We start from the raw sequence: 25231 nt of genomic DNA, 5'->3' as shown, positions 1-25231 counted from the left end.
GGCGGGTTCAGCCGACCGGATCGTCCTGGACGTTGAGGGGGCGGCAGCCGTGGTGGTCGCTTCCGGACGCGAGGCCGTCGCGGCGCACCAGGTGGTCGGTCCCGTAGCCGCGGCGCTGCTGGTAGGCCCAGTAGGCGCGGCGGTCGGGGCCCGTCCACTGCTCGAAGACCAGTACTTCGCGCACGTCGGCGCCGCCGCTGGCCTTGATGACGAGATCGCCGGGGAGCAGCGACGCCATCGGGATCCGCCGGCAGTAGGACGCCTCGAGGAGCGCCGAGTTGGGGCCGGGCTTCGGCAGTCCGAGCGCCATGGACGCGTAGCCCGAGCCGTCGGTCCGGTAGCCGTGGTAGCCGGCGTTCTGGTCGTAGGGCACCCGCTTGGCGCCGTGCGGGTGCCAGGCTTGGGCCCGCACGAGGACTTCGTGGCGGCTGATCCCCTTGGCGGCCGGCCGGGCCGTCCCGGACGGCCGCTCACGCGCGGCCCCGGCCACCGGCGGCGTCTGGAGCGCCGCCCCGAGGGCCACTCCGGCGCTCCCGGCGACGAGCGTGCAACCCGCGACGGCGCCGAGGAAGAGCAGCCGCCGCGAGCGCGTCCGACCGCCCCCTGACAGCTCCCCGGCACCCGGTTCGGCAGGTCCCAACTCGCCGCCGACCCCGGGGACGCCGACGAGCTCTGCACGGTCGGGCTCTGCATGCTCGGCGGGCTCTGCGCGGTCGGTGGACTCCGCGTGGTTCGGTTCGTCGGGTGCCGTGGCGGCGGGGGTTTCGGACGGAGACACCGGGCGGTTTTCGGACGCGGATTCCGCCGCGGCCGGGGCCGAGCGCCTGGCCTCGTCCGCCACCTCCCACAGGACCGAAAGGCGGCGCGCGTCGGCGCCGCAAAGGTCCGCGAGCGAGGTGACGGCGTCGGCCGGGATCCACGTCTCGCCGCTGAGCCACCGGCCCCAGGACGAGCGGCTCGCATGCGTTCTGCGCTCCAGCGCACGCAGATCGAGCCCCGACTCCTCCTTCAGGGCGCGCAGTTCGGTGAGCAGGATCCGCACCGCCTCCGGAGTGCCGTCGGGCAGCGGAGTCGGCGTTCGTCTTCGGCTCATATGGCATCTCCCTCGGGCCGGGCTGGCCATTATGCCCAGTTCCCGGGAGGGCGGGACAAGAACCGAATGTGATCACCGTGTGTCTCTCGATCGGCACTGAACGTGATCACTTGGTCCTTTGCAAGTTGTCCCGCTGTCCCGCGAATCCCCTTCCAGGGACGGCGTTCACGCAGGTGGGAGCCGTCCTGCCCGTCCCAGTGTCCCAACCTTTCCAACGGGCTTGCCGAATGGCGTGCCGGGGTCCCTATCGTTTGCCGGGTCGATCGGCACCCCCCGAACTCGGCGCCCGACGGGGCGCAATTCCCAAGCAATTCACGGAGGATTGTCAATGGCTTCCCCTCGAGCCGTTCTTCTCGGCGTCAGCTCCCTGGCGCTCGCCGGCGGAACCGCCTTCGGCCTCTACGGCGTGTCCACCCCGGCCGCGCACCAGGCACCCGCCCGGGGCGTCCAGCTGCAGGCGGCGGACGGCAAGGTCGCGGCGGCCGCCGTCCCGAAGGTCACCCGTGACCAGGTCATCGCCCGCGCCAAGACCTGGCACCCGCACACCAGCAGCCGCGTCCCCTACAGCCAGTCGAAGACGCACGGCGGCTACCGCACCGACTGCTCCGGCTACGCGTCCATGACGCTGCGGCTGCCCAAGCCCGGCCCCAACACGGTCGGCCTGGCGTCGTCCACCTACAGCAAGCGGATCTCGATGTCGTCGCTGAAGAAGGGCGACCTCATCATCGACGCGATCGGGAGCAACACCACCCGGCACGTCGTCATCTTCGAGAAGTGGACCAGCAGCAAGCACACCGCCTACTGGGCGTACGAGCAGCGCGGCGGCTACGGCACCGACCACCGCACCCGCACGTACGGGCTGTCCAGCGGCAGCCAGTACAAGGCCTACCGCCCGAAGAACATCGTCTGACCCCGGGGGGCGGCCCCCCACAAGAAAGCCCGTCTGATCTGACCCTGGGGCTCCCCGCGAAACGCCCGGCCGGAATGCTTCCGGCCGGGCGTTTCCCGTGCTCACTTCTGCGGGTCGGTCGCTATGCGGGCGTCTCGGCGATCTCCCAGCGCCCCACCTCGCGGTAGTCCGAGTCGTAGACGGCGGACCCGTCACCGGGCTTCAACTCGTAGTGCCGGACGTTCCCGCCCCAGTACCGCAGGATCCGCCCCAACTCGCCGACGGCGTCCTTGGCGACGGCGCCCTCACCCATGTCCACTTCAAGAACGAACTTCACGCACCCGCCTCCCAATGATCGACACCCTTGAATTCTGTCATTGAGCAGCCCAGTGAGACTTTCGCCGTCGAACCCCATGTACACGAACGCTCAACCCTCAATCCAGCAAGAAGGCAGCGCGCCGTCGCCCGCGTGGCAGGCCGCGGTGCCGCCGCCAGAGGGCTGGTTGCTCGCGCTGGCGGGTCCAAGCCGCGCCGGGCCTGGCGCACGCGGTTGACCGGCTCGAACGCCATGCCCGGGAGGCGACTGGCGGCGGGACGCGGTCCCGCCGCCAGGTGTCAGCGGAGCTTCTTCACCAGGAGTTCGAACTCCAGGTCGTCGCGCTTGGGGAGGCCGAAGCGCTCATCGCCGTACGGGAACGGGCTCGTCTTGCCGGTCCGGACGTAGCCGCGCCTGACGTACCAGGCGATCAGATCCTCGCGCACGCTGATCACCGTCATGTGCATCTCGGCCGCGCCCCACCGCTCGCGCGCCAGCCGCTCGGCCTCGGTGAGGACCCGGCGGCCGAGCCCGCCGCCCTGCTGGGACGGGCTGACGGCGAACATGCCGAAGTAGGCGTGCCCGCCGCGGTCCTCCAGTTGGCAGCAGGCGGTGAGGGCGCCCCCCACCTCGGCCACCAGCATCACCGATGTCGGGTCGCCCACCACGGCCGCGACGGCGTCCGGGTCGGTGCGCTGGCCGTCGAGGATGTCGGCCTCGGTGGTCCACCCTGCGCGGCTGGAGTCGCCGCGGTAGGCGCTCTCCACGAGCGCCACGAGTGCCGGGACGTCCTCCGCCGAGGCCGTCCGGAAGATCGGTTCCATGCTGCTCACCGGGTCCATGCTGCTCATCAGCTGCGACTCTATCCGTGCCGCCGATCTGCCGCCCCCCCGCCGTGGCCACTGTCGCCGCTCCGCCGCGGGCTGTGCCGCCGTCCTTCCGCAGCCGGGTGGCCGGGGGCGCCGCCGAGTCGCACGAGGCCGGACGGCCGATCGGTACCGGTGCGGCCGACCCGCCCGGCCCGGCGGCCCGATGGTCTGCCGTACGGAAGCGGCGTCAGGCAACACCATCAACGGTGAGTTTCGCGTTGAGCGGCCGCGAGGTGGTTCTAACGGCCCGTTTCAGCGGATGTCGGCCCCTCTCCTGCTATCACTTGCTGTGACATCGAGGGAGCGGAAGGTGACGATGGAGCGGGATGCCGGAAGAGCCGGATCACGGGACGAGGTCCTCTGCCTCGCGGCAGGGGTCGCCGACGTGGTCCTGACGGGGATGCGGGACCTGACCAAGTGGCTGCCCGGTCTCGGCGAGGTCCGCCAGGAGCTCCGGGCACGCGGCGAACTGGCGTTGCGGCGCGGCGGCGCCGCCCCGCAGGCGCACATGGAGATCCTGGCCCGCCGGGTCGCCGCGCGGGGTGGAGACACTGCCGAGCGGTCCGGGGATGGCTGACCTTCGGGCCCGGGTCGACCGGGCGCTGGAGGAGTTCGTCGATGGCGAGATCTCCGAGTTACTGGCCCTGGACCCCGAACTGTCGCCGGTCGCCGACCAGTTGCGGCTCTCGGTGACCGGGGGCAAGCGCGTCCGCCCGGCGTTCTGCTACTGGGGCTGGCGTGCCGCGGGCCAGCCTGACACCGACGCTGTGGTCCGCGCGGCGGCGGCGCTGGAACTGGTGCACGCCGCCGCGATCGTCCATGACGACGTCATCGATTGCAGCCCGCTGCGGCGCGGCGGGCCGAGCGCTCAGGAGCGGCTCGGCGAGGCCCTCGCCATCATGGTAGGCGACCTGCTGGTGGTGTGGGCCGGGCAGATGTTCCACGCCTCGGGCCTGCCCCGGTCCTTCCTGGGACGGGTCCTGCCGCTGTGGACGGCGATGGGCCGGGAACTGGTGGCGGGCGAGTGCCTGGAGCTCCTGCGGACCGGGGCCGAGCCCGACGTGGGCCGGTCGCTGACGATCGTGCGGTTCAAGACCGGCTCCTACACCGTCGAGCGGCCCCTGCAGATCGGCGCGATGCTGGGCGGCGCGACCGCGGCGACGCTGGACGCGCTGGCCGCCTACGCCCGTCCGCTCGGAGAGGCGTTCCAACTGCGCGACGACCTGCGGGGCGTGTTCGGCGACCCGGCCCGGACCGGCAAATCGCTCCTGGACGACCTGGCCGGCCGCAAGCCCACCGCCCTGCTGGCGCTGACCCTGGCCGGGGCCTGCGAGCTCGATCGCCGGCGCCTGCGTGACCTGCAGGAAGGGCCGCTCACTCCGGACGGCGCGGCGGAGATCCGGGAGATCATGCTGCGCTGCAAGGCACCGCACCGCGTCCGGCAGATGATCGACGAACGCGCGGACGCCGCGCGAGCGGCCCTTGCCGGCACCCGGCCGCCCCCGGAGGCCGCCGACGCCCTGACCCGACTGATCTGCGAGGTGACCTCCGATGACTGACCGCAGCGCCCACCACAAGGCCGAATACACCGACGAGTACATGGACGCTCTGCGGCTGGCCGGCGACCCGCTCGCCGACGCGACCGTGGAGGCCCTGTTCAGCGCCGGCGACGTGGGCAGGTTCAACACCCTCATGCGCTGGTTCACCACCTCCGGCCAGGAGCTGCCGGACGGCCTTCCCGACGCGGCGCGCACCTACCTGGAGGCGACCTCCACCCCGCCGGACTGGGTCGACTGGGCGGTCATGGAGCAGGCCCGGCAGTTCTTCATCGACAACGACGTCCACATCTCCACCGCCCTGTCGTTCGCGGCGATGCCCGCCTGCTACGTCATCCCGAACGGGGCCAGGCTGCTGTCGGCGACCCATTCGCTGGCCTACCCCTCGCGCCGCATGGCCGAGACCGGGCAGTTCACCGTCTACCTCATGCGACCCGACGCCTTCCAGGCGGGCGGCCGGTTCCTCCCGGCGGCGCAGAAGGTCCGGCTGCTGCACGCCTCCATCCGCCGCCACCTCAAGCAGGAGGGGCGCTGGCCCGAGCCCGTCCCGATCTGCCAGGAGGACATGCTCGGCGCGCTGATGATGTTCAGCATCCAGGTGCTGGACGCCCTGCACCGCATGGGCATCCACATCACCGCCGAAGGCGCGGAGGCCTACTACTACGCCTGGCGCGTCGTGGGCGTCATCCTGGGCATCGAGCCCGACGCCATCCCTCCGGACCTGGAGGCGGCGAGGGAGTTCTCCGACCGGTACATGCTGCGCCACATGGGCCCCTCGCCCGAGGGGGCGCATCTCACCCGGCAGCTGATCGAGATGTACGAGCAGGTCGTGCCCGGGACGCTGCTGGACCCGGTCGTGCCCGCCCTCATCCGCTACCTCGTCGGCGACACCGCGGCCGACTGGCTGGAGGTCCCCCGCACGCGGTTCGACCAGGTCATCGGGCTCGCGCCCGCGCTGCTGGGGGCCCTGGAGTGGTTCGAGGACCGCGGCCCCTGGGCCGAGCAGATCTCCGACCGGCTCGGCCGCCTGGTCAGCCTGCTGGAGCTGTCCTCACTGACGCGGGGCCGCGTGATGCACTACGCCATTCCCGAGGAGCTCAGGTCCGACTTCGGGCTGCCCGCGGGCAAGGCGCGCTGGACCCCGCCCCCGCCCGTCCACGCGGTCTGACGACCCGGCAGGGGCGCGCCCGCCCGCTCACTGGTCGACGCGGCACGCGGCGTCGAGCGGGCGGGTGATCCCCCACTGGCGGTGGAAGTGGCTTTTCGCGATCTTCCAGCGGCCGTCCTCGACCACGTACTCGTCGTCGTACTCGCCGGTGCTCACCGACTCGGTGCCGTTCTCCAGGTTCACCTGGCGGAACTTGAGCGTCCAGCGCCCCGACGCGTGCGTCTCGTCGTGCACGGTGATGTCGGGGTGCATCGCATGGTGCATGTCGAGGATCGCGTTCCTGCCGTCGACCTTCCGCAGCGCGATCGACTCGAAGACCCTGACCATGCCGTCCGCGTCGTCGAACGCGCCGAGCCGCCCGTAGTCGAGCGAGGCGCCCGAGGCGACGAAGCAGGCGCGGAAGCCCTCCGGGTCCTTGGCGTCGCAGGCCCGCAGGTAGCGGTGCTTGAGGGCCTTGATCTCCTCGATGGCCTCCAGCCGGGCGACGCGCGCGGCGAGGTCGGGGCTCGGTGGCTGCGTCATGGTGGCTCGACCTTCGCCGGTGGGCGGACGGCCCGTCCAACCGGAGTCCCGCTGAACGGGAGACCGGGCCGCCCCGCCGCCCGGGACGCCTCAGGATCGTCGTACCGGAGGGAGGTGCCGGTATGAGCCTCGGCGAGGACGGCGGCCGCATGGACGTCCGCCACCACATGCTGGACGCGGGCGACGTGCCTCTTCACGTGGTCGAGCAGGGCGCCGGCGTCCCGGTGGTGATGTGCCACGGCTTCCCGGGCCTCTGGTACAGCTGGCGGCGGCAGCTCCCGGCGCTGGCCGCGGCGGGATACCGCGCCATCGCCCTCGACATGCGCGGATACGGGCGCAGCGGCCGCCCGCCCTCGCCGCGGGACTACGACCGGCGGCACACCGTCGCGGATCTCGTCGGGGTCCTGGACGCCCTGGACATCGGCGAGGCCGTCTTCGCGGGCCACGACTTCGGCGCCGCTCTCGTCTGGGACCTGCCCCAGTGGGCCCCGGGACGGGTCAAGGCGCTGATCCAGCTCAGCGTTCCGCGCATGCCCGTCTCGAAGCGCCCGCCCACCGAGCTCTACGCGCGGATGGCCGAACGGCACTTCGTCCATGTGCACTACTTCCAGGAGGAGGGGCCTGCGGACGAGGAACTGGGGGCCGAGCCGGAGCGCTTCCTGGCGAACGTCTTCTGGGCGCTCAGCGGCGGCTACCGGTACCTCGACATCTGGCAGCACCCGAGCGAAGGCAACGGGTACCTCGATGTGCTCCCTGAAGCCCCGCCGCTGCCCTGGCCGTGGCTGTCCCAGGACGAGTTCGCCTACTACGCCGCCGAGTTCCGCCGGACGGGCTTCACAGGCGGCCTCAACTGGTACCGGGCCTACGACCACGTCTGGAACGAGAAGCAGAGCCGTCCGGACGAGCCCGTCACCGTCCCCACGATGTTCCTCACGGGCGAGCGCGACCCCGTCCTCCAGATGATGGGATCCGACGCGCTGAAGCAGCTGGAGGCGCACGTTCCGGGCCTCCGGGACGTCCACATCATCGAAGGCGCAGGCCACTTCGTGCAGATGGAAGCGCCCGACGAGGTCAACAAGGCGATCCTCGCCTTCCTCGCCGACCTTCCCGTGTAGTCACGCCGGCAGGTCCTTACGCCGCGTTTGCGGACACCTGATCCCGCATCCGTTCGGGAACTGTCCGTGAAATGCCGAGGGAGCCGCCCGCGGGAACCGGCGGTGGCCTATCCAGGCCAGAAATAAGGATGCACCGCCCCGGCGGCGCCCCGCTATGATCATCCGACTTTGTCACGCACATTCAGAGGGATGTCATGAATATCGACTTCGGGGCCGACGCCGCGTTCTCCTGGTACGTGGTGTTCCTGCTGGTGTCCGGCATCGCCATGCTCGCGATGGCGGCCATCGGGGGCGGCCAGACCGTCGGCGAAAGGCTGCTCAACCTCGCGTTCGGCTTGGGGTTCCTCGGCTACTCCGTGTACCTGGGGTTCATCTTCGACGGCGGCGAGTACTTCATGTTCTTCTACGCGTTCGTCCTGCCGGTGCTCATGCTCTTCAGGTTCGTCAAGGCGCTCTTCGGCGAGCGCGCGAGCGCCTGACCATCGGGTGCCCCCAAACCGTCCGCACATGCTTTCGGTAATCGGCCGGGTACGCTGACGACACATTGGCGTGTCTTGGCGGGGCCGTTTATCCGGCATCCGCGGACCATTTCTCCGGAAACACGCCACCGCCCGCGGAATGGTACTCCGCGGGCGGTGGCGTGTTTCAAGGCCGTGCTTTCAGAGGCGGCGCTTTCAAAGGCCCGTGTTTCCACGGGTCATGAGTCAGCAGGGGCCGTCGTGGACGGACGTGGAGACCGAGTGGCTCCAGGGTTCGCCCCCGCCCAGGTCCAGTGCGTTGTCGACCGTGACGGTAAGGCACACGGGGTTCTTGCCCTTGCGATTCGTCAGCTCGTACTTGTCGCCGCCCGCCGAACGGATGTGCACGTTGCCGTGCCCGGCGTCGTTGACGGCGTCGTAGACGTCGGACGTGGTGCCGACCGACGAGCCGAGCCCCGAGGACGGGCCCTCGTCCAGCCGGGAGGCGGCGGCGGAGGCGACCGAGTCGACCTGCGCGGTGGAGTAGGTCCGCGCGTTGTCGGCGCCGTACAGGACGCCCGCGGTGATGAGCAGCGCGACGGCGCCCGCGAACGATCCGGCGCGGGCGGCCGCGAACGCGGCGCCGGACGGCTCGACGGCCTCCGGGTTCCGGTACTGCCAGGCGCGGTTCTTCCAGTAGAGGGTCCGCTGGTCCATGCATCCGAGGACGAACAGCACGACCGCCGTGAGGAGAACGAAGACGATGAGGGCGGTCATGCGCGTCCTTCCGGTAACCGATCCGCCGATCGGACGCACGGGGACGCGGCCCGGTTCATGGCGCCCCCCTCACCGCCCGCCACACGCGGGGGCGGGCGGCGGGCAGGTCAGCGGGCGGGGAGGATGCGGCCCGTCACGTCTCCGAAGCCGATGCGGGTGCCGGAGGGCCCGGGGGCCGTGGCCGTGATCGAGACCTCGTCGCCGTCCTCGAGGAAGGTGCGCGGCCCGCCGTTGACCGTCACGGGCTCCTTGCCGCCCCAGGTGAGCTCGATGAACGCGCCGCGCTGGTCCTTGGCCGGGCCCGAGACCGTCCCGGAGGCGAACAGGTCGCCGGTGCGGGACGAGGCGCCGTTCACCGTCATGTGCGCGAGCATCTGGGCGGGCGACCAGTACATCTCCCGGTAGGGCGGACGGGAGACGACCTGCCCGTTCCAGGAGACGGCGAGGTCGAGGTCCAGGCCCCACGGGTTCTTCTCGCGCAGGTAGGGGAGCGGCTCGGGGTCCTGCGGCGGCGTGGCGACGCGGGCCGCCTCCAGGGCCAGGAGCGGGACGACCCAGTGGGACACCGAGGTCGCGAAGCTCTTCCCCAGGAACGGGCCGAGCGGGACGTACTCCCACGCCTGGATGTCGCGGGCCGACCAGTCGTTGACCAGGACGACGCCGAACACGCGCTCGTCGAAGTCGTCCGCGCTCACCGGCTCGCCCAGCGCCGAGCCGGTGCCGACCACGAAGCCGACCTCGGCCTCGATGTCCAGGCGGCGGCTCTCCCCGAAGGTGGGCGCGGACTCGCCCTTGCGCTGCCCGCTCGGCCGCACGATGTCCGTCCCGGACGGGACGACCGTCCCGGCGCGGCCGTGGTACCCGACCGGCAGGTGCTTCCAGTTCGGCATGAGCGGCTCGGAGTCGGGGCGGAACAGCCGGCCGAGGTTGGAGGCGTGGTGCTCGGAGGCGTAGAAGTCCACGTAGTCGGCGACCTCGAACGGCATGTGGAGCGTCACCGCGTCGAGGGGGTGGACGGCATCGTCCGGGACGTCCTCCGACACCAGGTCGAGGACCCGCTCGCGGACCTCGACCCAGCGCGCGTGGCCCTGCGCCATGAACGGGTTCAGCGACGGCGCGGCGAAGACGTCGTCGCCGAGGCCGGCGGCGAGGTCCACGACGGAGTCGGCCACGCGGACGCCCACGCGGGGCGCCGTGCCCGGGGTCGAGAACACGCCGTACGGGAGGTTGGCGAGCCCGAAGGGGGAGTCCTCGGGGATCGCGATGCGGGTCATCGGGTCGTCTCCAGGAGTGCGGACCCGAGCAGCCCGAGGTCCGCGAGTTCGGTCAGGGGGTCGGTGATGCTGCACGTCCCGAAGGACAGGAAGCGGGCGCGGACCGCCGCCGTGCGCGCCGCGCCGAGCCCGGCCACGCGGGCGGCGACCGCCGGGGCGTCGCGGTCGGCCAGGATGGCGGCGAGGTCCGCTGCCGGGCGGCCGTCCAGGGCGGCGTCGGTCGCGAGCAGCAGGTTCAGGAAGCCGTGCTGGTGGAACCCGGTCTCCGGGTCGGTGTTGCGGACGGGATGGTGCAGCCCCGCCGTCGCCTTGAACGGGACGCCCGCGTCCACGACCGCGGTGACCGCGGCGGCCAGCTCGTCCGGGCTCGGGTACAGGTGGGCCTTCACACCGCCGGTGCGGAACTTCGCGCGGTCGCCGCGCGCGGCGACGGCCTCGATGAACGCGGGGCGCCGCTCGTCGCGCGGGATCTCGACGTACACGGGCACCTCCGGGCGGCCGAGCACGCGGAAGAACTCCTCCGGGCCCATCCCGGGCGGGACGGCGACCTCCAGCCCGCGCAGGTCGACGGCCAGGTCGGCGGCGACGCCCACCGCCTTGGCGGCCTCGCACGGGCCGCTCGGCGCGGTGATCGACACATCGAGCGGCTCGCCGTCGAGCAGCGGGTACAGCGCGTCGAGCGCGGTGGCGGGCAGCACGAGCGGACCGACGAGGCCGGCGTACGGGGCGGCCAGGTGGCCGCGGTGCGCCGGGACGGCGTCGCTGAGCGGCGCGAGCCCCGGCGGGAAGACGGCCGCGTCGTCGCACAGGCCGGCCGCGAACGACGGGATCGCGGACGGGCTGCTCATCGCCGCCCCGCCCACGTCCAGGCGTACGCCTCGTCCTCGCAGGCCAGGCCGCCCTCGCCGAGTTCGAGCGGGCGGAAGGTGTCGACCATGACGGCCAGCTCGTCGAAGAACTCGACGCCGATGCTGCGCTCGTACGCGCCGGGCTGCGGGCCGTGCGCGAGGCCGCCCGGGTGCACCGACACCGAGCCCTGCCCGATGCCGGAGCCCTTGCGCGCCTCGTAGTCGCCGCCGCAGTAGAACATGATCTCGTCGGAGTCGACGTTGGAGTGGTAGTAGGGCACCGGGATCGACAGGGGGTGGTAGTCCACCTTGCGCGGCACGAAGTTGCAGACCACGAAGTTGTGGCCCTCGAACACCTGGTGGACGGGCGGCGGCTGGTGGACGCGGCCGGTGATCGGCTCGAAGTCGTGCACGCTGAACGTGAAGGGGTACAGGCAGCCGTCCCAGCCGACGACGTCGAACGGGTGGCGCGCGTAGGTCAGGCGGGTGCCGGTGATGCCGCGCGAGGTCCGGTGCTTGACCAGGACGTCGACGTCGGTGCCCTCGGCCTGGAGGGGCTCGCCGGGGCCGTGCAGGTCGCGCTCGCAGTACGGGGCGCTCTCCAGGAACTGCCCATAGCGCGACAGGTAGCGCTTGGGCGGCGCGACATGGCCGGTGGCCTCGATCGCGTACGCGCGCAGCGGCTGGTCGCCGGTCGGCAGCCACCGGTGCGTGGTCGAGGTCGGGATGACGACGTAGTCGCCCTGCTCCGCCCGCACCGTCCCGAAGATCGTCTCGACGGTGGCGGTGCCGGACTCGATGTACACGATCTCGTCGCCGGTCGAGTTGCGGTACAGCGGCGAGTCGGCGGCGGCCACGACGTAGGACAGCCGGACGTCGCCGTTGCCGAGGATGACCCGACGGCCGGTGACGACGTCGGTCTCGGACCACGCCTCCTTGGGGAACAGCTCGTGCAGCTTGAGGTGGCGGGGGCGGAGCGGATGGTTGGGCGTCGTGGTCTGGTCGGGGACGTCCCAGGCCCGTGAGTCGACGATCGCGGACGGGATCTCCCGGTGGTACAGCAGGGACGAGTCGGAGGAGAAGCCCTCCTCGCCCATCAGCTCCTCGAAGTACAGCCGCTCCTCGCCGCTCCCTTCGCCGCTGTGGCGGTGCTGGGTGTGGCGTTTCGGCGGCACGTGGCCGACCCGGCGGTAGTGGGCCATGCTCCATCGCCTCCGATGATTAACGCATTAACTACTTTCCGTCGACCCTAAGGCTGTTCTCCCTCCGAGGGGAAGGCCCTAATCAGCTCCGCTCGCGGACGTCGAACGACCCCCGGCCCGCGATGAGCTTGTCCAGCAGCATGATGAGCATCCGCTGCTCGGTCTCGGTCAGGACGTCCGCCCACTGCCGCTCGCGCTCGTTCTGCCCGGCGAAGATCTCCAGCATGGCCCGCTCGCCCCGCTCGGTCAGCGACAGGATCACCGACCGGCCGTCCCGCTCGCCCGGGGTGCGCGCCAGCATCCCGTCCGCGACGAGCGTCTTGCTCAGGTTGGACACCGCGGCCCTGCTCATCCCGGCCAGCGTGGCGGCCCGGCCGGGCTCCAGCGGCCCGGCGAGCCAGGTCACGAACAGCAGCCGGAACGCCGACCAGGAGTGGCCGCGCGGCCGGTGCACCGTGGACTCCAGGTCGTAGGTGACGATCGCCGAGGCGCGGTTCAGCGTCAGCAGCAGCCGCGTCGCCAGCCGGTGCCGGAACCCGAACTCCTCCGAGAGCCGCCGCCCCGCGAGCTCGACGAACGACCAGAAGTCCAGCTCCGCCGCGTCATCCGCGCTCATCCGCCGCCGTCCCGTCGAACTAGTTTACAGATTGACTATTTAACCCCTGTGGGGCGCGGGTGTCAGCCGTGGTGCCGTGTGGATCGTCCCGGTGTTGGACGGGTCCGGTGTCGGCGGGGAGCCATCGGGCATTGCAGAGCGGGGGAGACGTAGCGCGGACTCAGCGGGGGGAGAGGCGCATGGCGACCGTCGCCGACCAGTTCATCGAGGTGCTGCGGCAGGCCGGTGTCCGGCGGGTCTACGGGGTGGTGGGCGACAGCCTCAACCCGGTCGTGGACGCCGTGCGGCGGACGCGCGGCATCGACTGGGTGCACGTCCGCAACGAGGAGGCGGGCGCTTTCGCGGCGGCGGCCGAGGCGCAGACGACGGGACGGCTCGCCGTGTGCGCGGGCAGCTGCGGTCCCGGCAACACCCACCTCATCCAGGGCCTCTACGACGCGCACCGGTCGGGCGCACCGGTGCTCGCGCTGGCGTCGCAGATCCCCAGCGTGCAGATCGGCAGCGGGTACTTCCAGGAGACGCACCCCGAGCGGCTGTTCGTCGACTGCAGCCATTTCTGCGAGCCGATCGTCACCCCGGAGCAGATGCCGCGCATCCTGCGGACGGCGATCCAGCACGCGATCGGGCTCGGCGGCGTCTCCGTGCTGACGCTGCCCGGGGACGTCGCGGGCCGCGACACGGCCGCACCCACCGGCGAGCACGACTTCCTCGTCCGCAAGGGGGTCGTCCGGCCGCCGTCCGACCAGGTGGAGCAGCTCGCCGGCGCGCTGAACCGGGCGCGGAAGGTGATGCTGTTCTGCGGCTCGGGCGTCCGGGACGCGCACGCCGAGGTGATCGAGCTGGCGCACCGGCTGCTCTCCCCGGTCGGCCACGCGCTGCGCGGCAAGGAGTGGATCCAGTACGACAACCCGTTCGACGTGGGCATGAGCGGCCTGCTCGGCTACGGCGCCTGCTACGAGGCGATGCAGGAGGCCGACCTCGTCCTCCTGCTCGGCACCGACTTCCCGTACGACCCGTTCCTGCCGGGAAAGAACACGATCCAGGTGGACGACGACCCGTCCAAGCCGGGGCGCCGCACCCCGCTCGACCTCGCGGTCCACGGGGACGTCGGGGAGACGATCCGGCTCGTCCTGGACAAGGTCGAGCAGAAGCGCGACCAGTCCTACCTGGACGAGATGCTGCACCGGCACGCACGGGCGCTGGAGAACGTCGTCTCCGCCTACACGCGCGACATCGACCGGCACATCCCGATCCATCCCGAATACGTGGCCGGTGTCCTGGACGACCTCGCCGACGACGACGCGATCTTCACCGTGGACACCGGGATGTGCAATGTCTGGGCCGCCCGCTACATCACCCCCAACGGGCGGCGGCGCGTGATGGGCTCGTTCGTGCACGGCTCCATGGCCAACGCGCTCCCGCACGCCATCGGCGCCCAGTTCGGCGCGCCCGGACGCCAGGTCGTCTCCATCTCCGGCGACGGCGGCCTCGGCATGCTGCTCGGCGAGCTGCTCACGGTGAAGCTGCACCGCGTCCCTGTGAAGATCATCCTGTTCGACAACGCGTCGCTCGGCATGGTGAAGCTGGAGATGATGGTGGACGGCCTGCCGTCCTACGAGACCGACCACGAGCCCGTCGACTACGCCGCTATCGCCGAGGCGGCCGGCATCGAGTCGGCGCGGGTGGAGCGCCCGTCCGACGTCCGCACCGTGATGGAGCACGCGCTCGCCGCGCCCGGCCCCTACCTGGTGGACGTCGTCACCGACCCGAACGCCCTGTCCATCCCGCCGCACATCACGCCGCAGCAGGTGAAGGGCTTCGCGCTGTCGGCCGGCAAGACCGTCCTCACCGGCGGCGTCGGCAGGATGCTCGACCTGGCGCGCAGCAACCTGCGCAACATCCCCCGCCCCTGACGGGCGGGGCTCAGCGGAACTCGCGGCCCATCTCGGTGAGGGTCTCGCCCGCGACCTCGGCGAGGGAGCGGACGGACTGCTCCTCGATCCAGGTCTGGGCCGCGATGCGCAGCGTGGTCATGAACGCGCCGGCCATGACGCGGGCGCGCAGCGGGGGCAGGCCGTCGCGGGACGCGATCAGGTCGGCCAGGGAGCGTTCGAACTCGGCGTAGTGGGCGAGCTGCCGGCCGAGGACGGACGGGTGCTTGCGGGCGAGGCGCGTCTGCGCGGCCCAGCGGGGGTCGAGCTCGCCGGCGTCCGCGTACAGGGCGTTCATCGAGGTCCGCAGCGCCGTCCAGGACGACTCGTCCGGAGGGCGGGACGCGAAGGTCTCCAGGATGGCGCGCATCCGCTGCTCGTCGCCGTAGAGGAGGGCGTCCTCCTTGCCGGCGAAGTAGTTGGAGAAGGTGCGCCGGGAGACGCCCGCCGCGTCGGCGATGGCCTCGACGGTGACCTCGTCGAGGCCGTGCTCGACGGCGAGGCGCACCGCGGCCTCGTGCAGGGCGCGGCGCGTCGCCTCCTTCTTGCGCTCGCGCAGCCCGCCGGTGGTCTCCATGGTCGCCCCAGCCTATCGGGCAAAAAGATGCCCAGCGCGTAAATTTGCCCAGTGGGAATAAAGTGCCCGGGCCGAGGGTTGACCCCCTCGTTCCCACTTCACCCGGAGGCGTTCCTTGACCGAGCAGGTCCCAGCGAGATCGGCCCCGATGTCGCACCGCCAGATCCTCGAAGCGCTCAGCGGCCTGCTGCTGGTGCTGTTCGTGGCGATGCTGAGCAGCACCGTCGTGTCCACCGCGCTGCCGCAGATCATCGGCGCGCTCAAGGGCAGCCAGTCGCAGTACACCTGGGTCGTCACCGCGACGCTGCTGGTCTCGACCGCCAGCACCCCGATCTGGGGCAAGCTGGCCGACCTCTACGACAAGAAGGTGCTGCTCCAGGCGGGCGTCACCATCTTCATCCTCGCGTCGGTCGCCTCCGGGTTCGCGCAGAGCACCGGGCAGCTCATCGCGTTCCGCGCGGTGCAGGGCCTCGGCGTCGGCGCGCTGCAGATCCTCGTCCAGATCATCATGGCGGCGATGATCAGCCCCCGGGACCGCGGCCGCTACTACGGCTACCTCGGCGGCGTGATGGCCGTCGCCACGGTCGGCGGGCCGCTGCTCGGCGGGCTCATCGTCGACTCCGCGCTCGGCTGGCGCTGGTGCTTCTTCATCGGCGTGCCGTTCGCGGTCGTGGCGTTCGGGCTGCTGCAGAAGACCCTGCGGCTCCCGGTCGTCCGGCGCCCGGACGTGAAGATCGACTACCTGGGCGCGACGCTCGTCGCCGCCGGGGTCAGCGTGCTGCTGATCTGGGTCACCTTCGTCGGCGAGAACTTCGCCTGGCTGTCGTGGCAGACGGGCGCGATGGCGGGCTCCGGCGTCGTGCTGCTCGCGGTCGCGATGCGGGTCGAGTCCCGCGCGGCGGAGCCGATCGTCCCGCTGGACATCGTGGCGCGCCGCAACACCGCGCTCGCGATCACCGCCAGCCTCGCCGTCGGCATGGCGATGTTCGGCGGCGCCGTCTTCCTCGGCCAGTACTTCCAGATCGGGCGCGGCTACAGCCCGACCAAGGCGGGCCTGCTGACGTTCCCGATGATGCTCGGCGTGTTCGGCGCGTCCACCGTGGCCGGGCGCCTCGCCAGCAGGACCGGCAAGGTCAAGCCCTACATCCTCGTCGGGACGCTCGTGCTGACCGCCGGGTTCGGCCTGCTGGCCACAATCGACCACCAGACCTCGCTCGTCTTCATCGGCGCCGCGATGTTCCTGGTCGGCGCCGGGGTCGGCATGACGATGCAGAACCTCGTCCTCGTCGTGCAGAACTCGGTGCACCTGCACGAGATCGGCGCCGCGAGCGGGACGGTCACGTTCTTCCGCTCCCTCGGCGGGACGGTCGGCGTCTCGGTGCTCGGCGCGGTCCTCGCCAACCAGGTCGCGGACCGGATCGCCGACGGGCTGCGCAGGCTCGGGGTGAACCCGGGCTCGGGCGGCGGCGACGCGGGCACCCTCGACGTCCGTGCGCTGCCCGCGCCCGTCCAGGAGGTCGTCCGGGCCGCCTACGGCGACGCGACCGGCCACATCTTCCTGATCTCGGCGGCCATCGCGGTCGTCGGCATCGTCGCGGCGGCGTTCCTCAAGCCGGTGACCCTGCGCGACAGCCTCGACCTCTCGGCCCCGGCCGAACCCGCTGAGCAGGACGTCCCCGTGGTCGCCGCCGAGGGCCGCGCCTTGTCAGGTTCCTGACAAAAGCCCGGCCGAAGAGCTGGGTCAAGTCAGCAGAGGACGAAAGCCGCCATCCGTACGGTCGGTGTAACCGAACCCCGTACCCCGGAGGCGGCAGATGAGCGGACGATCGGAGTCCGGACGCCGCACGGCGCCGGCCGACCAGAATGAGCCGGCCGACCGGAAGGATCCGGTCTCGCGGGTGACGCCGGTCGGGCGGGTGGTGTCGGTCGCGCGGGCGGGCGGCATGTTCGCCCGCAGCGGGCTGTGGCGCCCCGGCCCGCCGCTGAAGGTCGCCCGCCAGCTCGGCGCCCTGCACCGCTGGGGAACCCTGCTCGGCGGGACGCTCGCCTCCGCCGCCGCCCGCGACCCCGGCGCCGTCGCGATCGTCGACGACGCCGGGGAGCTGACCTACGGCGAGGTCGACGCCCGCACCGACCGGCTCGCCGCCGCCCTCGGGGACTCCGGCGCCGCGGCCGCCCCCCGCGTCGCCGTCCTGTGCCGCAACCACCGCGGCATGGTGGAGGCGCTGGTCGCGTGCAGCAAGCGCGGCTCCGACCTCGTCCTGCTGAACACGGGCATGAGCACCGAGCAGCTCGTGACCGTGCTGCGGCAGCAGGAGGTCGAAGTCGTGATCGCCGACGCGGAGTTCACCGGCTTCATCGCGGCGGTGCCGAAGACCGTGCGCGTCATCACCGCGGGCGGGACGGCCTCGGAGCTGGAGAACCTCATCGTCACCTCGCCCGCCGCGCCGATCGAGCCCCCGGCCAGGGCGGGCCGGACGATCGTGCTCAGCTCCGGCACGACCGGCCGCCCCAAGGGCGCCGACCGGCACTCGCGTCCCGGCCTGTCGCCGCTGACGTCGATCCTGTCCCGCATCCCCTACCGGGTGCACGAGCGGATGTTCATCGAGGCACCGCTGTTCCACACCTGGGGCTACGCGATGCTCCAGGTCGCCATCTCGCTCCGCGCCACGATCATCCTGCGGACCCGGTTCGACCCGGAGCAGACGCTCCGCACGATCGACCTCACCCGCACGAGCGCCCTGGTCGCCGTCCCGGTCATGCTTCAGCGCGTCCTGGACGTGCCGGAGGCCGTCCGCCGCAAGTACGACACGTCCTCGATGCGGATCGCGGCCGTCAGCGGCTCCGCGCTGCCCGCGACGCTCGCCACGGCCTTCATGGACGAGTTCGGCGACGTCCTCTACAACCTGTACGGGTCGACGGAGGCGTCCTGGGTGACCATCGCCACGCCCGCCGACCTGCGCGCCTGCCCCGACACTGCGGGCACGCCGCCGCCGGGGACGCGGGTCGCGGTCCTGGACGAGGCGGGCGACCCCGTCCCGCCCGGCACCACGGGCCGGATCTTCGCCGCGAACGAGCTGCTGTTCGCCGGCTACACCAGCGGCGACGCCAAGGAGATGCGGGACGGCCTCATGAGCCTCGGCGACGTCGGCCACCTCGACGACCGCGGCCGGCTGTTCGTGCACGGCCGCGACGACGACATGATCGTCTCGGGCGGCGAGAACGTCTTCCCCGGCGCGATCGAGGAGGTGCTGGAGAAGCTGCCGCAGGTGCGGGAGGTCGCGGTGGTCGGCGTCCCGGACGAGGAGTTCGGCCAGCGCGCCGCCGCCTTCGTCGTCCTGCGCGAGGGCGAGACCCTGGACGCCGACACCGTCCGCACCCACGTCCGCGACCACCTGGCCCGCTTCGCGGTCCCACGCGACGTCCACTTCCTGGAAGCCCTACCCCGCAACCCCACCGGCAAGGTCCTACGCCGCGCCCTCCCCACCTAACAGGCCACAACCCGCGGCGGTCGCAGTCACCCGCCGACGGGCAGGTTCACACGTCAGTGGCGGCGTCTCGCGCGGGGACGCACGTCAGTGGCGGGGTCGCACGCCAGCGGGCGGAGTCGCATGCCGACTGGCAAGTCCGCACGTCGGTGGCGGGCCACACGCCGAAGGGCAGCGGCGCCAGCCCGGGGGCGGGGCACACGTCAGTGCGGGGGCACACGCCGACGGGCGCGGTCGCACGTCAGGCGGGGTCAACCGCCGGTGGGTGGGCCACACGTCAGCGGCGGGCGATGCGCTGTTGTGCGGGGCCGCACATCAGCGGGTGATCGCACGCCGGTGGCGGAGTCACACGCCGGTGGGCGGAGGGCACGTCAGCGGGCGGGGCGGGTGTCAGGTGCGGGGGCGGGTCATATGTCGGCGGCGGGGCGGTGGGTGTCGACTACGAACCAGAGGCGGGTGCGGCGGGGGGACTGCTCCAGGGCCCACTCGTCGGCGAGCGCGTCGATGACGGTGAGGCCGCGGCCGTGGTCGAGGCGGGGCGGCTCGCTCGGGTCGGCCGCGGCGGGGCCGTCGTCGGACACCTCGACGCGGAGCCGCCTGCCGTCGGTCGCGATCGTCACGCTGATGAGCCCGGATCCGTGCAGGATGGCGTTGGCCACGCCCTCGGCGGTCATCAGCTCGACGTCGTCGAGGAGCGCCTCGTCCGCGAGGACCTTCGCGGCGCGCTCGCGGACGGCGCAGCGGGCCCGCCGGCCGCCGTCGCCCTCCCCGGTGAAGCCGATCGGTTCACCGAGCCGTTCCATCCCCTCGGTCACTGCATCACCAACTCGGTTTAGGAAGCGCACAGCAATCATTCACCTGCGCTTAGTGACCGGGCAACGCAATGGACGCATTGATCTTGGCCTTTCCGGGACAGGGCGACCTTAGGTGGCGGAGCCTACGGCAGGAGTCGCCGCTCCAGCCCCACATCATGAAAAACATCTCCATCGCGTTGGGCACTACTCACCCGGGCGTACAAAACCCGCTACTTCTCCGTCGTCCAGGGAGGATCACCGCAGACCTTCCCCATGTCACCCTGGGGCTCCACCCCTGGGAGGTGCGCCATGCACGCGGTCTTCCTCGCCTGCGCAGCGCAGGCCGTCTACATCGTCGCGTACGTCCTTTTCAAGACGGCCATGGGGCGGGTGAGCCCGGTCTCGGGCCGGCACCCCCTGCACACCGCCGGACGGTTGGCGCGCAGCCCGCGCTGGCTCGCCGGGCTCCTGGTGCTCATGGCGGGCTTCGGGCTCTCGGCCACCGCGCTGGTCAGCCTGCCCGTCGCGGCGACGCTGCCCGCCTACGGGCTCGGGCTCGTCCTGCTGCTGGCCGTCGGGATGAGCGGGTTCGGCGAGCGGCCCACCACGCGCGAGTGGCTCGCCGTCCTCATCACCGTCGCCGCGATGGTCACCGCGGCGCTGTCGGTGCTGCCGGGCCACGGCGGGGAGGCGCCGGACCGCGCCGGCGAGGCCGCCGCCGCGCTGCCGCTCTGGAAGGCCGCGCTGGTGTTCGTGCCGTCGCTGGCCGTCCCGCTGTGGATGTTCAGCGTCCGCGACCGCCCGGTCGGCGGCCGGCACGCGCGGCCGCTGACGGGCATCGCCTACGGGCTCGGCGCGGGCGTCCTGCTCGGCGCCACGGAGGTCTTCGGCGAGGGCATGGCGATGATGCTCGCCGCGGGCCGGGGGGCGGACGTGCCGCTCTCACCGCACCCCTACCTGTTCCTGCTCGCGGGCGTGCTCGGCGTCGGACTGCTGTCGATCGGCCTCCAGCGCTGCCGCCTCACCGTCATCGTCACCGTCGTCACGGTCACCGCGAAGACGCACCTGCTGCTGTCGGCCACGCTGCTGTACGCGGAGCCGTGGCCGCGCGAGTCCGGACCGTTCTGGCTCCGGGCCGCGGGCGTCGGGCTGGCCGTGCTGGCGCTGCTGGCGTTCCCCCGCCACGAGCGCCGGACCGCGTCCACCTCCCCGGACCAGACCTCCCACCACGAGACGGCCGGCGACCGGACGCCCCGCGACCGGACGCCCCGCGGCCAAACGTCCCGGGAGTGGGCCTCCAGCGCTCAGGCGTCCCGCGGCCAGGCGTCCCGCGCTCAGGCGTCCCGGGACCAGACGCCCCGCGACCGGTCGTTCCGGGCCCGGGACTCCCGCGACCAGGCGTCTCGGGACCGGACGTCCTGGGGGTGGGCCTCCCGCGATTCCGGCGAGCCGCGCGAAGTGCCGCCGGTCCTGCCGACCAGGTCACACCCCCCGTCGCTTCCCGTGTCGCCGGTACCCGGGTCCCGGCCGGGCGGGACGCCCCCGTCCCGGCTCAGCGCGCCACCCAGGGGATGGCCGGTCACACCGGACCCCGCGCGGAACCGGGAGAGCGAGCCGGGCGGCGCCCGACCGAGCGATGTCGATCCAGGCGGCACCGAGCAGGACAGCGTCAATCCGACCAGTACCAGTACCAATCCGGGCGGCGCCTGTCCAAGCGGTGCCTACGCGAGCGGTGTCCGTCCGACCGGCGTCCATGGGGGCGATGCCGAGCCGGGCAATGTCAATCTAGTCAATGTCAAGATACAGTGGGGGTGACGACTCCGAGAGAGAGGACCGCGTGATGGCGGACGACCCCGGCCTCGCACGGCGGATGTGGCACCAGCTCGAACCCCTGCACGCCCTGTTCTGGTACTCGCCGGAGGTCTTCACCGAGGCGGAGGCGCTCGGCTACGACGTGCGGACCCGCTGGCCGAGCTACTTCGCATGGCGCGCCGCACCGCTCGGTGCCGCGGGTGCGCACGCGGTGTCGGCCGCCTTCTACAGCTTCAGCCCGCGCATGGTGGCCGAGCACGTCCCCGCCGCCTGGGCGGTTGCCCCGCCCGGCCGCGTTCTGGAGGCCCGCATGCGCGCCGTCGACCGCATGTACCGGGCGCTGCTCGGCGACGGCATCGACGGCATCGGCGGCGCGGACCTCGCCGAGGCCGCCGAGCTGGCCCGCGCCGCCGCCGAGGCCGCGAGCACCGCCGGACGCCCGATCGCCGCCGCCAACGCCGACCTTCCCTGGCCGGACGAGCCGCATCTCGTGCTGTGGCACGCCATCGGCGTCCTGCGCGAGCAGCGTGGGGACGGGCACGTGGCCGCGCTGCTCGCCCACGGGCTCGACCCGGTCGAGGCGCTGGTGTCCTTCGCCGCCGTCGGGGCCGCGTCCGTGGAGACGTTCGCGAGCCGCGGCTGGACCGGCGATGAGTGGGCCGCCGCCCGCGACCGCCTCGCGTCCCGCGGCCTCGTCGACGCGGACGGCGCCGCGACCGCCCGGGGACGCGAGCTGCGCGACGACGTCGAGCGGACGACCGACGACCTCGCCTACGAGCCGTGGCGGACGCTCGGCGCGGCCAAGGCCGACCGGCTGGGGCAGCTCACGATGCCGGTCCTGGTGAAGGTGCTGGAGACAGGGCTGATGCCCGCGCAGAACACGCTCGGCATCGGCAAGGTCGGGGCGCCGCCCCGCTGAGTCAGGCGGTCGAGAGGCGCCAGGCGGTCTCCTCCAGGCGTCCCGTGCTGCCGAGGTCGATCGGCCCGTAGGCCGGGACGATCACGACGGGCCGCCCCGGCGCCGGTCGGACTTCGAGGTACTTCCCGGCCACCGCCACCGTGGTCGTCTCGGTGACCGTGTTGCGCCAGACGACCACGAACGCGGCCTTGCGGCCCGGACGGATCGTCAGCGGCTTCGGTCCGGCGTCCTTGACCTGCCGCGTGCCGCGCACGACGGCCACGTCGAACGGCTGCCGGTGCTCGTCGAGGACGCGCAGGGACGGGTAGCCGTTCAGCCGGTACGGGCGGCTGCCGCAGTTGCGCAGCTCGATCCGCGCCGCGCGCAGGCCCATCGCGGCGTCCGGCTCGTTCATCGAGACGGCGATCCCCTCGGCCGTGCAGACCGGCGGGGGCGGCGACGGGCGCGGCGGCAGCGCCGAGGGCATGCCGGGAGGCGCCGTCGTCGCGGCGGCGGGTTCCGTGGCGGGCGCTCCGGCGGACCTCGCGCCGGGGACGGCGGCGGAGCCGCACGCGCCGAGGGCGAGCGACCCGAGGGCGGCGCCCGCGGCGCCGAGCAGGCGGACGGGGGTCCGCTTCGTGACGGTCACCCACAGATCATTTCAAAGGTCGCAGGCCGCGCGGGTCGGGATGCGCGCGATGCCCCGCCGCGGGACGGAACGCGGCCGGGGCGGGACGGCGCGACTCGAGGTGGGCGGCGCGGAGCGCGATCTCGATGCCGAACCGGGCCTCCGGATCGGCCAGCGCGTCCCCGAGGGTCTGCTCGATCCTGCGCATCCGGTACCGGACGGTCTGGGGGTGGATGTCCAACTGCTCGGCGATCTCGGCCGCGGTGCCGCGGGTGACGAGCCACGTCCGCAGCGTCTCGGTCAGGCGGTTCCGCCGGCCCGGGGGCATGCCGTCCAGGACGCCGAGGCGCCGCCGGGTCAGCTGCTCGACCAGCGCCGGATCGGACAGCAGCCACAGCGCCACGAGGTTCTCCTCGCACAGCGTCACCGGCCCGTCGAGGACGCCGTCGAGCGCGAGTCCGAGAGCCCGCCGCGCCCAGCGCAGCGAGTCCGGGGCCTGGGCTAGCGGCATGGCGAGGCCGACCGCGACCCGACGGCCCGGGAGCGCCTCGTCCAGCATGGCGCGGCGCTCGGACGTGAACGGCCCCGGCAGGAGCAGGTGCGGTTCCGGCCCCTCCGCCTCGGCGAGGACGTCCTCGTCCAGCGCCGTCCAGACGCGGTGGGCGCCCGGCTCGACGGCGACCAGCGTGACCTCGTCCGGCAGCGGCCACCGGGCCCGCTCGGCCGCCACCGCGAGAGCACCGAGGCCTGGCTGAGGGGCGGTGAGGAGGAGACGCAGCAGCCGCCTCCGACGTTCGTCCAGCTCGGCCCGCTGGGCGGACTCGGCCCGTTCGGCGAGCCGCGGCGGGATGCGCACGGGGCGGTCGGCGGGAACGCCGGATGCGAGGGCTCTCTTCATCGGCGCGCCCTTGCGTTCATCGGTACACCCTCGAGTTCATCGCACACCTCCGTCTGCCCGGCTGTGCAGCGGGACGTCCTGACCGTACGCACGTCACACCCCCTTCGGCTGTAGGGCGGGGGCACAAAACCCGGCCGCCGCTGCTCACCTGCCTATAACCGGACACCCGCACCGAAGACGGTTCCTTGGGCGGCCTGCCGAGGAGCGGCCGCCCAAGGAACCGGAATCAGGCACAGGAAGCGGGCTCAGGGGCAGAAGGCGGGCTGAGGTGCAGAAGGCGGGGTGAGGTGCAGAAGGCGAGTCAGGCGCAGAAGGCGGTGTCGGCGGCCTTGGCGAGGTCGGCCCGGAAGGTCTTGTCGTACTCCAGCTTGGACTCGTTGTAGGTGATGACCGCCTGGCTGCGCCCGTCCGCGCTGGTGTAGGTCCACGTCCGGTACCCGGGGAAGCCGCCGTCGTGGCCCCACGCGTAACCGCAGGAGAACTTGATGCGGGCGACGCCGAGTCCGTAGTCCTCCACGACGCCGTCGTCGTTGACCGGCCGGACGGTCCGCATCTCGCGCATCTGCTCCGCGGGCAGCAGCCTGCCGGTGAACAGGGCGCGGTTGAACCGGGCCACGTCGTCGACCGTGCTGACGAGCCCCCCGGACGTCCGCGCGCTGGACGGGCTGACCTGCGTGCTCACGTCCCCGAAGTCGTAGTAGTACCCGTGCACGTAGCGGCCGGGGAAGGAGGTCTCGGTCGTCGGGTAGTACGTGTGCCGCAGCCGCAGCGGCCCGAAGAGGCGACGCTCGAACTCGGTGCCCACCGTCCGCCCGGTCGCCCTCTCGATGATCATTCCGGCCAGCATGTAGTTGGTGTTGGCGTAGTTCCAGCTCGTCCCGGGCGCGTACTGCGGCGGCTTCTCCATCGCGATCGCGATGAGCTCCTCGGGCCGCCAGGCCCGCGTGGGGTCGGTCATCACCCGCGGATCGTGCGTGTAGTCGTTGAGTCCGCTGGTCTGCGCGAGCAGCTGCCGAATGGTGATCTTCGTGCCGTCGTTGCCGTTGCCGGTCACGAGGCCCGGCAGCCACTCGTCCACGCTGTCGTCCAGGGACAACCGGTGCTCGGCGGCGAGCTGGAGGACGACCGTCGAGGTGAACGACTTGGTCACGCTCCCGGCCCGGAAGAGCAGCCGGTGGTCCATCGGGGCGCCGGTCGCCTTGTCCGACACCCCGGCGGTCACGTGCGAGACCCGCCCGCCGCGCCGCGTCATCACGATAACGCCGGGCGCGCCGTCGGCCACGAGCCGGTCGGCGGCGTCCTGCACCTTCCGGTCGAGCCCGTGCGGGCCGCGGGACGGGGCGGCGTCGGCGGCCGGCGCGGCGACGAGGGCCGTCCCGGCGACCAGGGCGGTTCCGGCCGCCAGGGCCGTGGCCGAGACGAGCGAGGCGGTGATGGCCCGGCGGGGAGCGAAAGCGCGTGGCATGGATTCCTCCTGGAAGGTCGTCCGCTTGACGTGATCA

The 25231-nt window shown here is 72.4% G+C and carries 25 protein-coding genes; 11 read left to right on the top strand and 14 right to left on the bottom strand.

Annotated elements, in window-relative coordinates:
• Positions 1-7 precede the first annotated feature (7 nt).
• Positions 8-1093: a helix-turn-helix transcriptional regulator gene (locus K4S16_RS19155; protein WP_160160957.1), complete on the bottom strand. Its 1086-nt coding sequence runs from the start codon at positions 1091-1093 to the stop codon at positions 8-10.
• A gap of 328 nt (positions 1094-1421) precedes the next feature.
• Here K4S16_RS19155 and K4S16_RS19150 point away from each other — a divergent pair, with 328 nt between their 5' ends.
• On the top strand, positions 1422-2003 hold the full coding sequence (locus K4S16_RS19150) for a hypothetical protein (protein ID WP_149260348.1): 582 nt from the start codon (positions 1422-1424) through the stop codon (positions 2001-2003).
• A 121-nt stretch (positions 2004-2124) separates the two neighbouring features.
• Here K4S16_RS19150 and K4S16_RS19145 read toward each other — a convergent pair whose 3' ends face one another.
• Together K4S16_RS19145 and K4S16_RS19140 are read right to left on the bottom strand one after the other, a co-directional pair.
• Entirely contained in the window at positions 2125-2319 is a 195-nt protein-coding gene (locus K4S16_RS19145; protein ID WP_149260347.1) for a hypothetical protein, read from the bottom strand.
• 278 nt (positions 2320-2597) lie between these two features.
• A complete protein-coding gene (locus K4S16_RS19140; protein WP_200841972.1) occupies positions 2598-3149 on the bottom strand; it encodes a GNAT family N-acetyltransferase in 552 nt (183 codons plus the stop codon).
• Positions 3150-3477: 328 nt separating this feature from the next.
• On the opposite strand from K4S16_RS19140, the gene K4S16_RS19135 reads away from it, so the two are divergent.
• From K4S16_RS19135 to K4S16_RS19125, 3 genes are read left to right on the top strand one after another with little or no spacing between them, the layout of a single operon-like run.
• A complete protein-coding gene (locus K4S16_RS19135) occupies positions 3478-3744 on the top strand; it encodes a polyprenyl synthetase (protein ID WP_149260346.1) in 267 nt (88 codons plus the stop codon).
• Entirely contained in the window at positions 3737-4726 is a 990-nt protein-coding gene (locus K4S16_RS19130) for a polyprenyl synthetase family protein (RefSeq protein ID WP_149260345.1), read from the top strand. The genes K4S16_RS19135 and K4S16_RS19130 overlap by 8 nt, the downstream gene beginning before the upstream one ends.
• Positions 4719-5891, top strand: coding sequence for an oxygenase MpaB family protein (locus tag K4S16_RS19125; RefSeq protein ID WP_149260344.1), 1173 nt, complete (start codon positions 4719-4721; stop codon positions 5889-5891). Before K4S16_RS19130 ends, K4S16_RS19125 begins: the two co-directional genes overlap by 8 nt.
• Positions 5892-5918: 27 nt before the next feature.
• On the opposite strand, the gene K4S16_RS19120 is transcribed toward K4S16_RS19125, so the two are convergent.
• Positions 5919-6413, bottom strand: coding sequence for a nuclear transport factor 2 family protein (locus tag K4S16_RS19120; RefSeq protein WP_149260343.1), 495 nt, complete (start codon positions 6411-6413; stop codon positions 5919-5921).
• Positions 6414-6535: 122 nt separating this feature from the next.
• Between K4S16_RS19120 and K4S16_RS19115 the strand changes: the two genes are divergently transcribed.
• Both K4S16_RS19115 and K4S16_RS19110 read left to right on the top strand, forming a co-directional pair.
• Positions 6536-7528, top strand: coding sequence for an alpha/beta fold hydrolase (locus K4S16_RS19115; RefSeq protein ID WP_200841971.1), 993 nt, complete (start codon positions 6536-6538; stop codon positions 7526-7528).
• Between the two features lie 194 nt (positions 7529-7722).
• Positions 7723-8007 carry a hypothetical protein gene (locus tag K4S16_RS19110; RefSeq protein ID WP_149260342.1) on the top strand — a complete coding sequence of 95 codons (285 nt, stop codon included), beginning with the start codon at positions 7723-7725 and terminating at the stop codon, positions 8005-8007.
• Positions 8008-8232: 225 nt separating this feature from the next.
• On the opposite strand, the gene K4S16_RS19105 is transcribed toward K4S16_RS19110, so the two are convergent.
• The 5 genes from K4S16_RS19105 to K4S16_RS19085 all read right to left on the bottom strand — a co-directional run bounded on the left by K4S16_RS19105 (position 8233) and on the right by K4S16_RS19085 (position 12703).
• Entirely contained in the window at positions 8233-8763 is a 531-nt protein-coding gene (locus K4S16_RS19105) for a hypothetical protein (RefSeq protein ID WP_149260341.1), read from the bottom strand.
• A gap of 107 nt (positions 8764-8870) precedes the next feature.
• Positions 8871-10037, bottom strand: coding sequence for a fumarylacetoacetase (fahA, locus tag K4S16_RS19100; RefSeq protein ID WP_149260340.1), 1167 nt, complete (start codon positions 10035-10037; stop codon positions 8871-8873).
• Entirely contained in the window at positions 10034-10885 is an 852-nt protein-coding gene (locus tag K4S16_RS19095; protein ID WP_149260339.1) for a hypothetical protein, read from the bottom strand. The genes fahA and K4S16_RS19095 overlap by 4 nt, the downstream gene beginning before the upstream one ends.
• A complete protein-coding gene (locus K4S16_RS19090) occupies positions 10882-12087 on the bottom strand; it encodes a homogentisate 1,2-dioxygenase (RefSeq protein WP_149260338.1) in 1206 nt (401 codons plus the stop codon). The genes K4S16_RS19095 and K4S16_RS19090 overlap by 4 nt, the downstream gene beginning before the upstream one ends.
• Positions 12088-12169: 82 nt before the next feature.
• Positions 12170-12703, bottom strand: a complete 534-nt coding sequence (locus tag K4S16_RS19085; RefSeq protein WP_149260337.1) for a MarR family winged helix-turn-helix transcriptional regulator — start codon at positions 12701-12703, stop codon at positions 12170-12172.
• Positions 12704-12882: 179 nt separating this feature from the next.
• Between K4S16_RS19085 and K4S16_RS19080 the strand changes: the two genes are divergently transcribed.
• Positions 12883-14616, top strand: coding sequence for a pyruvate dehydrogenase (locus K4S16_RS19080; protein ID WP_149260336.1), 1734 nt, complete (start codon positions 12883-12885; stop codon positions 14614-14616).
• Positions 14617-14626: 10 nt separating this feature from the next.
• On the opposite strand, the gene K4S16_RS19075 is transcribed toward K4S16_RS19080, so the two are convergent.
• The gene (locus tag K4S16_RS19075) at positions 14627-15211 is read right to left on the bottom strand and encodes a TetR/AcrR family transcriptional regulator (RefSeq protein ID WP_149260335.1); all 585 of its coding nucleotides are present in this window, start codon (positions 15209-15211) and stop codon (positions 14627-14629) included.
• Positions 15212-15359: 148 nt separating this feature from the next.
• On the opposite strand from K4S16_RS19075, the gene K4S16_RS19070 reads away from it, so the two are divergent.
• Positions 15360-16928, top strand: a complete 1569-nt coding sequence (locus K4S16_RS19070) for an MDR family MFS transporter (RefSeq protein WP_149260334.1) — start codon at positions 15360-15362, stop codon at positions 16926-16928.
• Between the two features lie 97 nt (positions 16929-17025).
• Positions 17026-18702: an AMP-binding protein gene (locus tag K4S16_RS19065; RefSeq protein ID WP_149260333.1), complete on the top strand. Its 1677-nt coding sequence runs from the start codon at positions 17026-17028 to the stop codon at positions 18700-18702.
• A 404-nt stretch (positions 18703-19106) separates the two neighbouring features.
• Here the strand turns inward: K4S16_RS19065 and K4S16_RS19060 are convergent, their stop codons facing one another.
• Positions 19107-19514, bottom strand: a complete 408-nt coding sequence (locus tag K4S16_RS19060) for an ATP-binding protein (protein WP_235036915.1) — start codon at positions 19512-19514, stop codon at positions 19107-19109.
• Positions 19515-19802: 288 nt separating this feature from the next.
• Between K4S16_RS19060 and K4S16_RS19055 the strand changes: the two genes are divergently transcribed.
• Positions 19803-21308 (top strand): hypothetical protein, encoded by a 1506-nt coding sequence (locus K4S16_RS19055; RefSeq protein WP_149260332.1) that lies wholly within the window; start codon positions 19803-19805, stop codon positions 21306-21308.
• A 25-nt stretch (positions 21309-21333) separates the two neighbouring features.
• The gene (locus tag K4S16_RS19050; protein ID WP_149260331.1) at positions 21334-22224 is read left to right on the top strand and encodes a hypothetical protein; all 891 of its coding nucleotides are present in this window, start codon (positions 21334-21336) and stop codon (positions 22222-22224) included.
• Position 22225: 1 nt separating this feature from the next.
• Here the strand turns inward: K4S16_RS19050 and K4S16_RS19045 are convergent, their stop codons facing one another.
• From K4S16_RS19045 to K4S16_RS19035, 3 genes are all read right to left on the bottom strand, one after another.
• Complete coding sequence (locus tag K4S16_RS19045; protein ID WP_149260330.1) at positions 22226-22852, bottom strand: DUF4232 domain-containing protein; 627 nt, start codon at positions 22850-22852, stop codon at positions 22226-22228.
• 7 nt (positions 22853-22859) lie between these two features.
• Positions 22860-23729 (bottom strand): helix-turn-helix domain-containing protein, encoded by an 870-nt coding sequence (locus tag K4S16_RS19040; protein ID WP_149260329.1) that lies wholly within the window; start codon positions 23727-23729, stop codon positions 22860-22862.
• Positions 23730-24030: 301 nt separating this feature from the next.
• Positions 24031-25194, bottom strand: coding sequence for a serine hydrolase (locus K4S16_RS19035; protein ID WP_149260328.1), 1164 nt, complete (start codon positions 25192-25194; stop codon positions 24031-24033).
• Positions 25195-25231 lie beyond the last annotated feature (37 nt).

This window comes from Actinomadura sp. K4S16 (assembly GCF_008327685.1).
Classification (GTDB): Bacteria; Actinomycetota; Actinomycetes; order Streptosporangiales; family Streptosporangiaceae; genus Spirillospora.
Note: the sequence above shows the minus strand (reverse complement) of the source record. Positions and strands in the feature narration are given on the sequence as shown.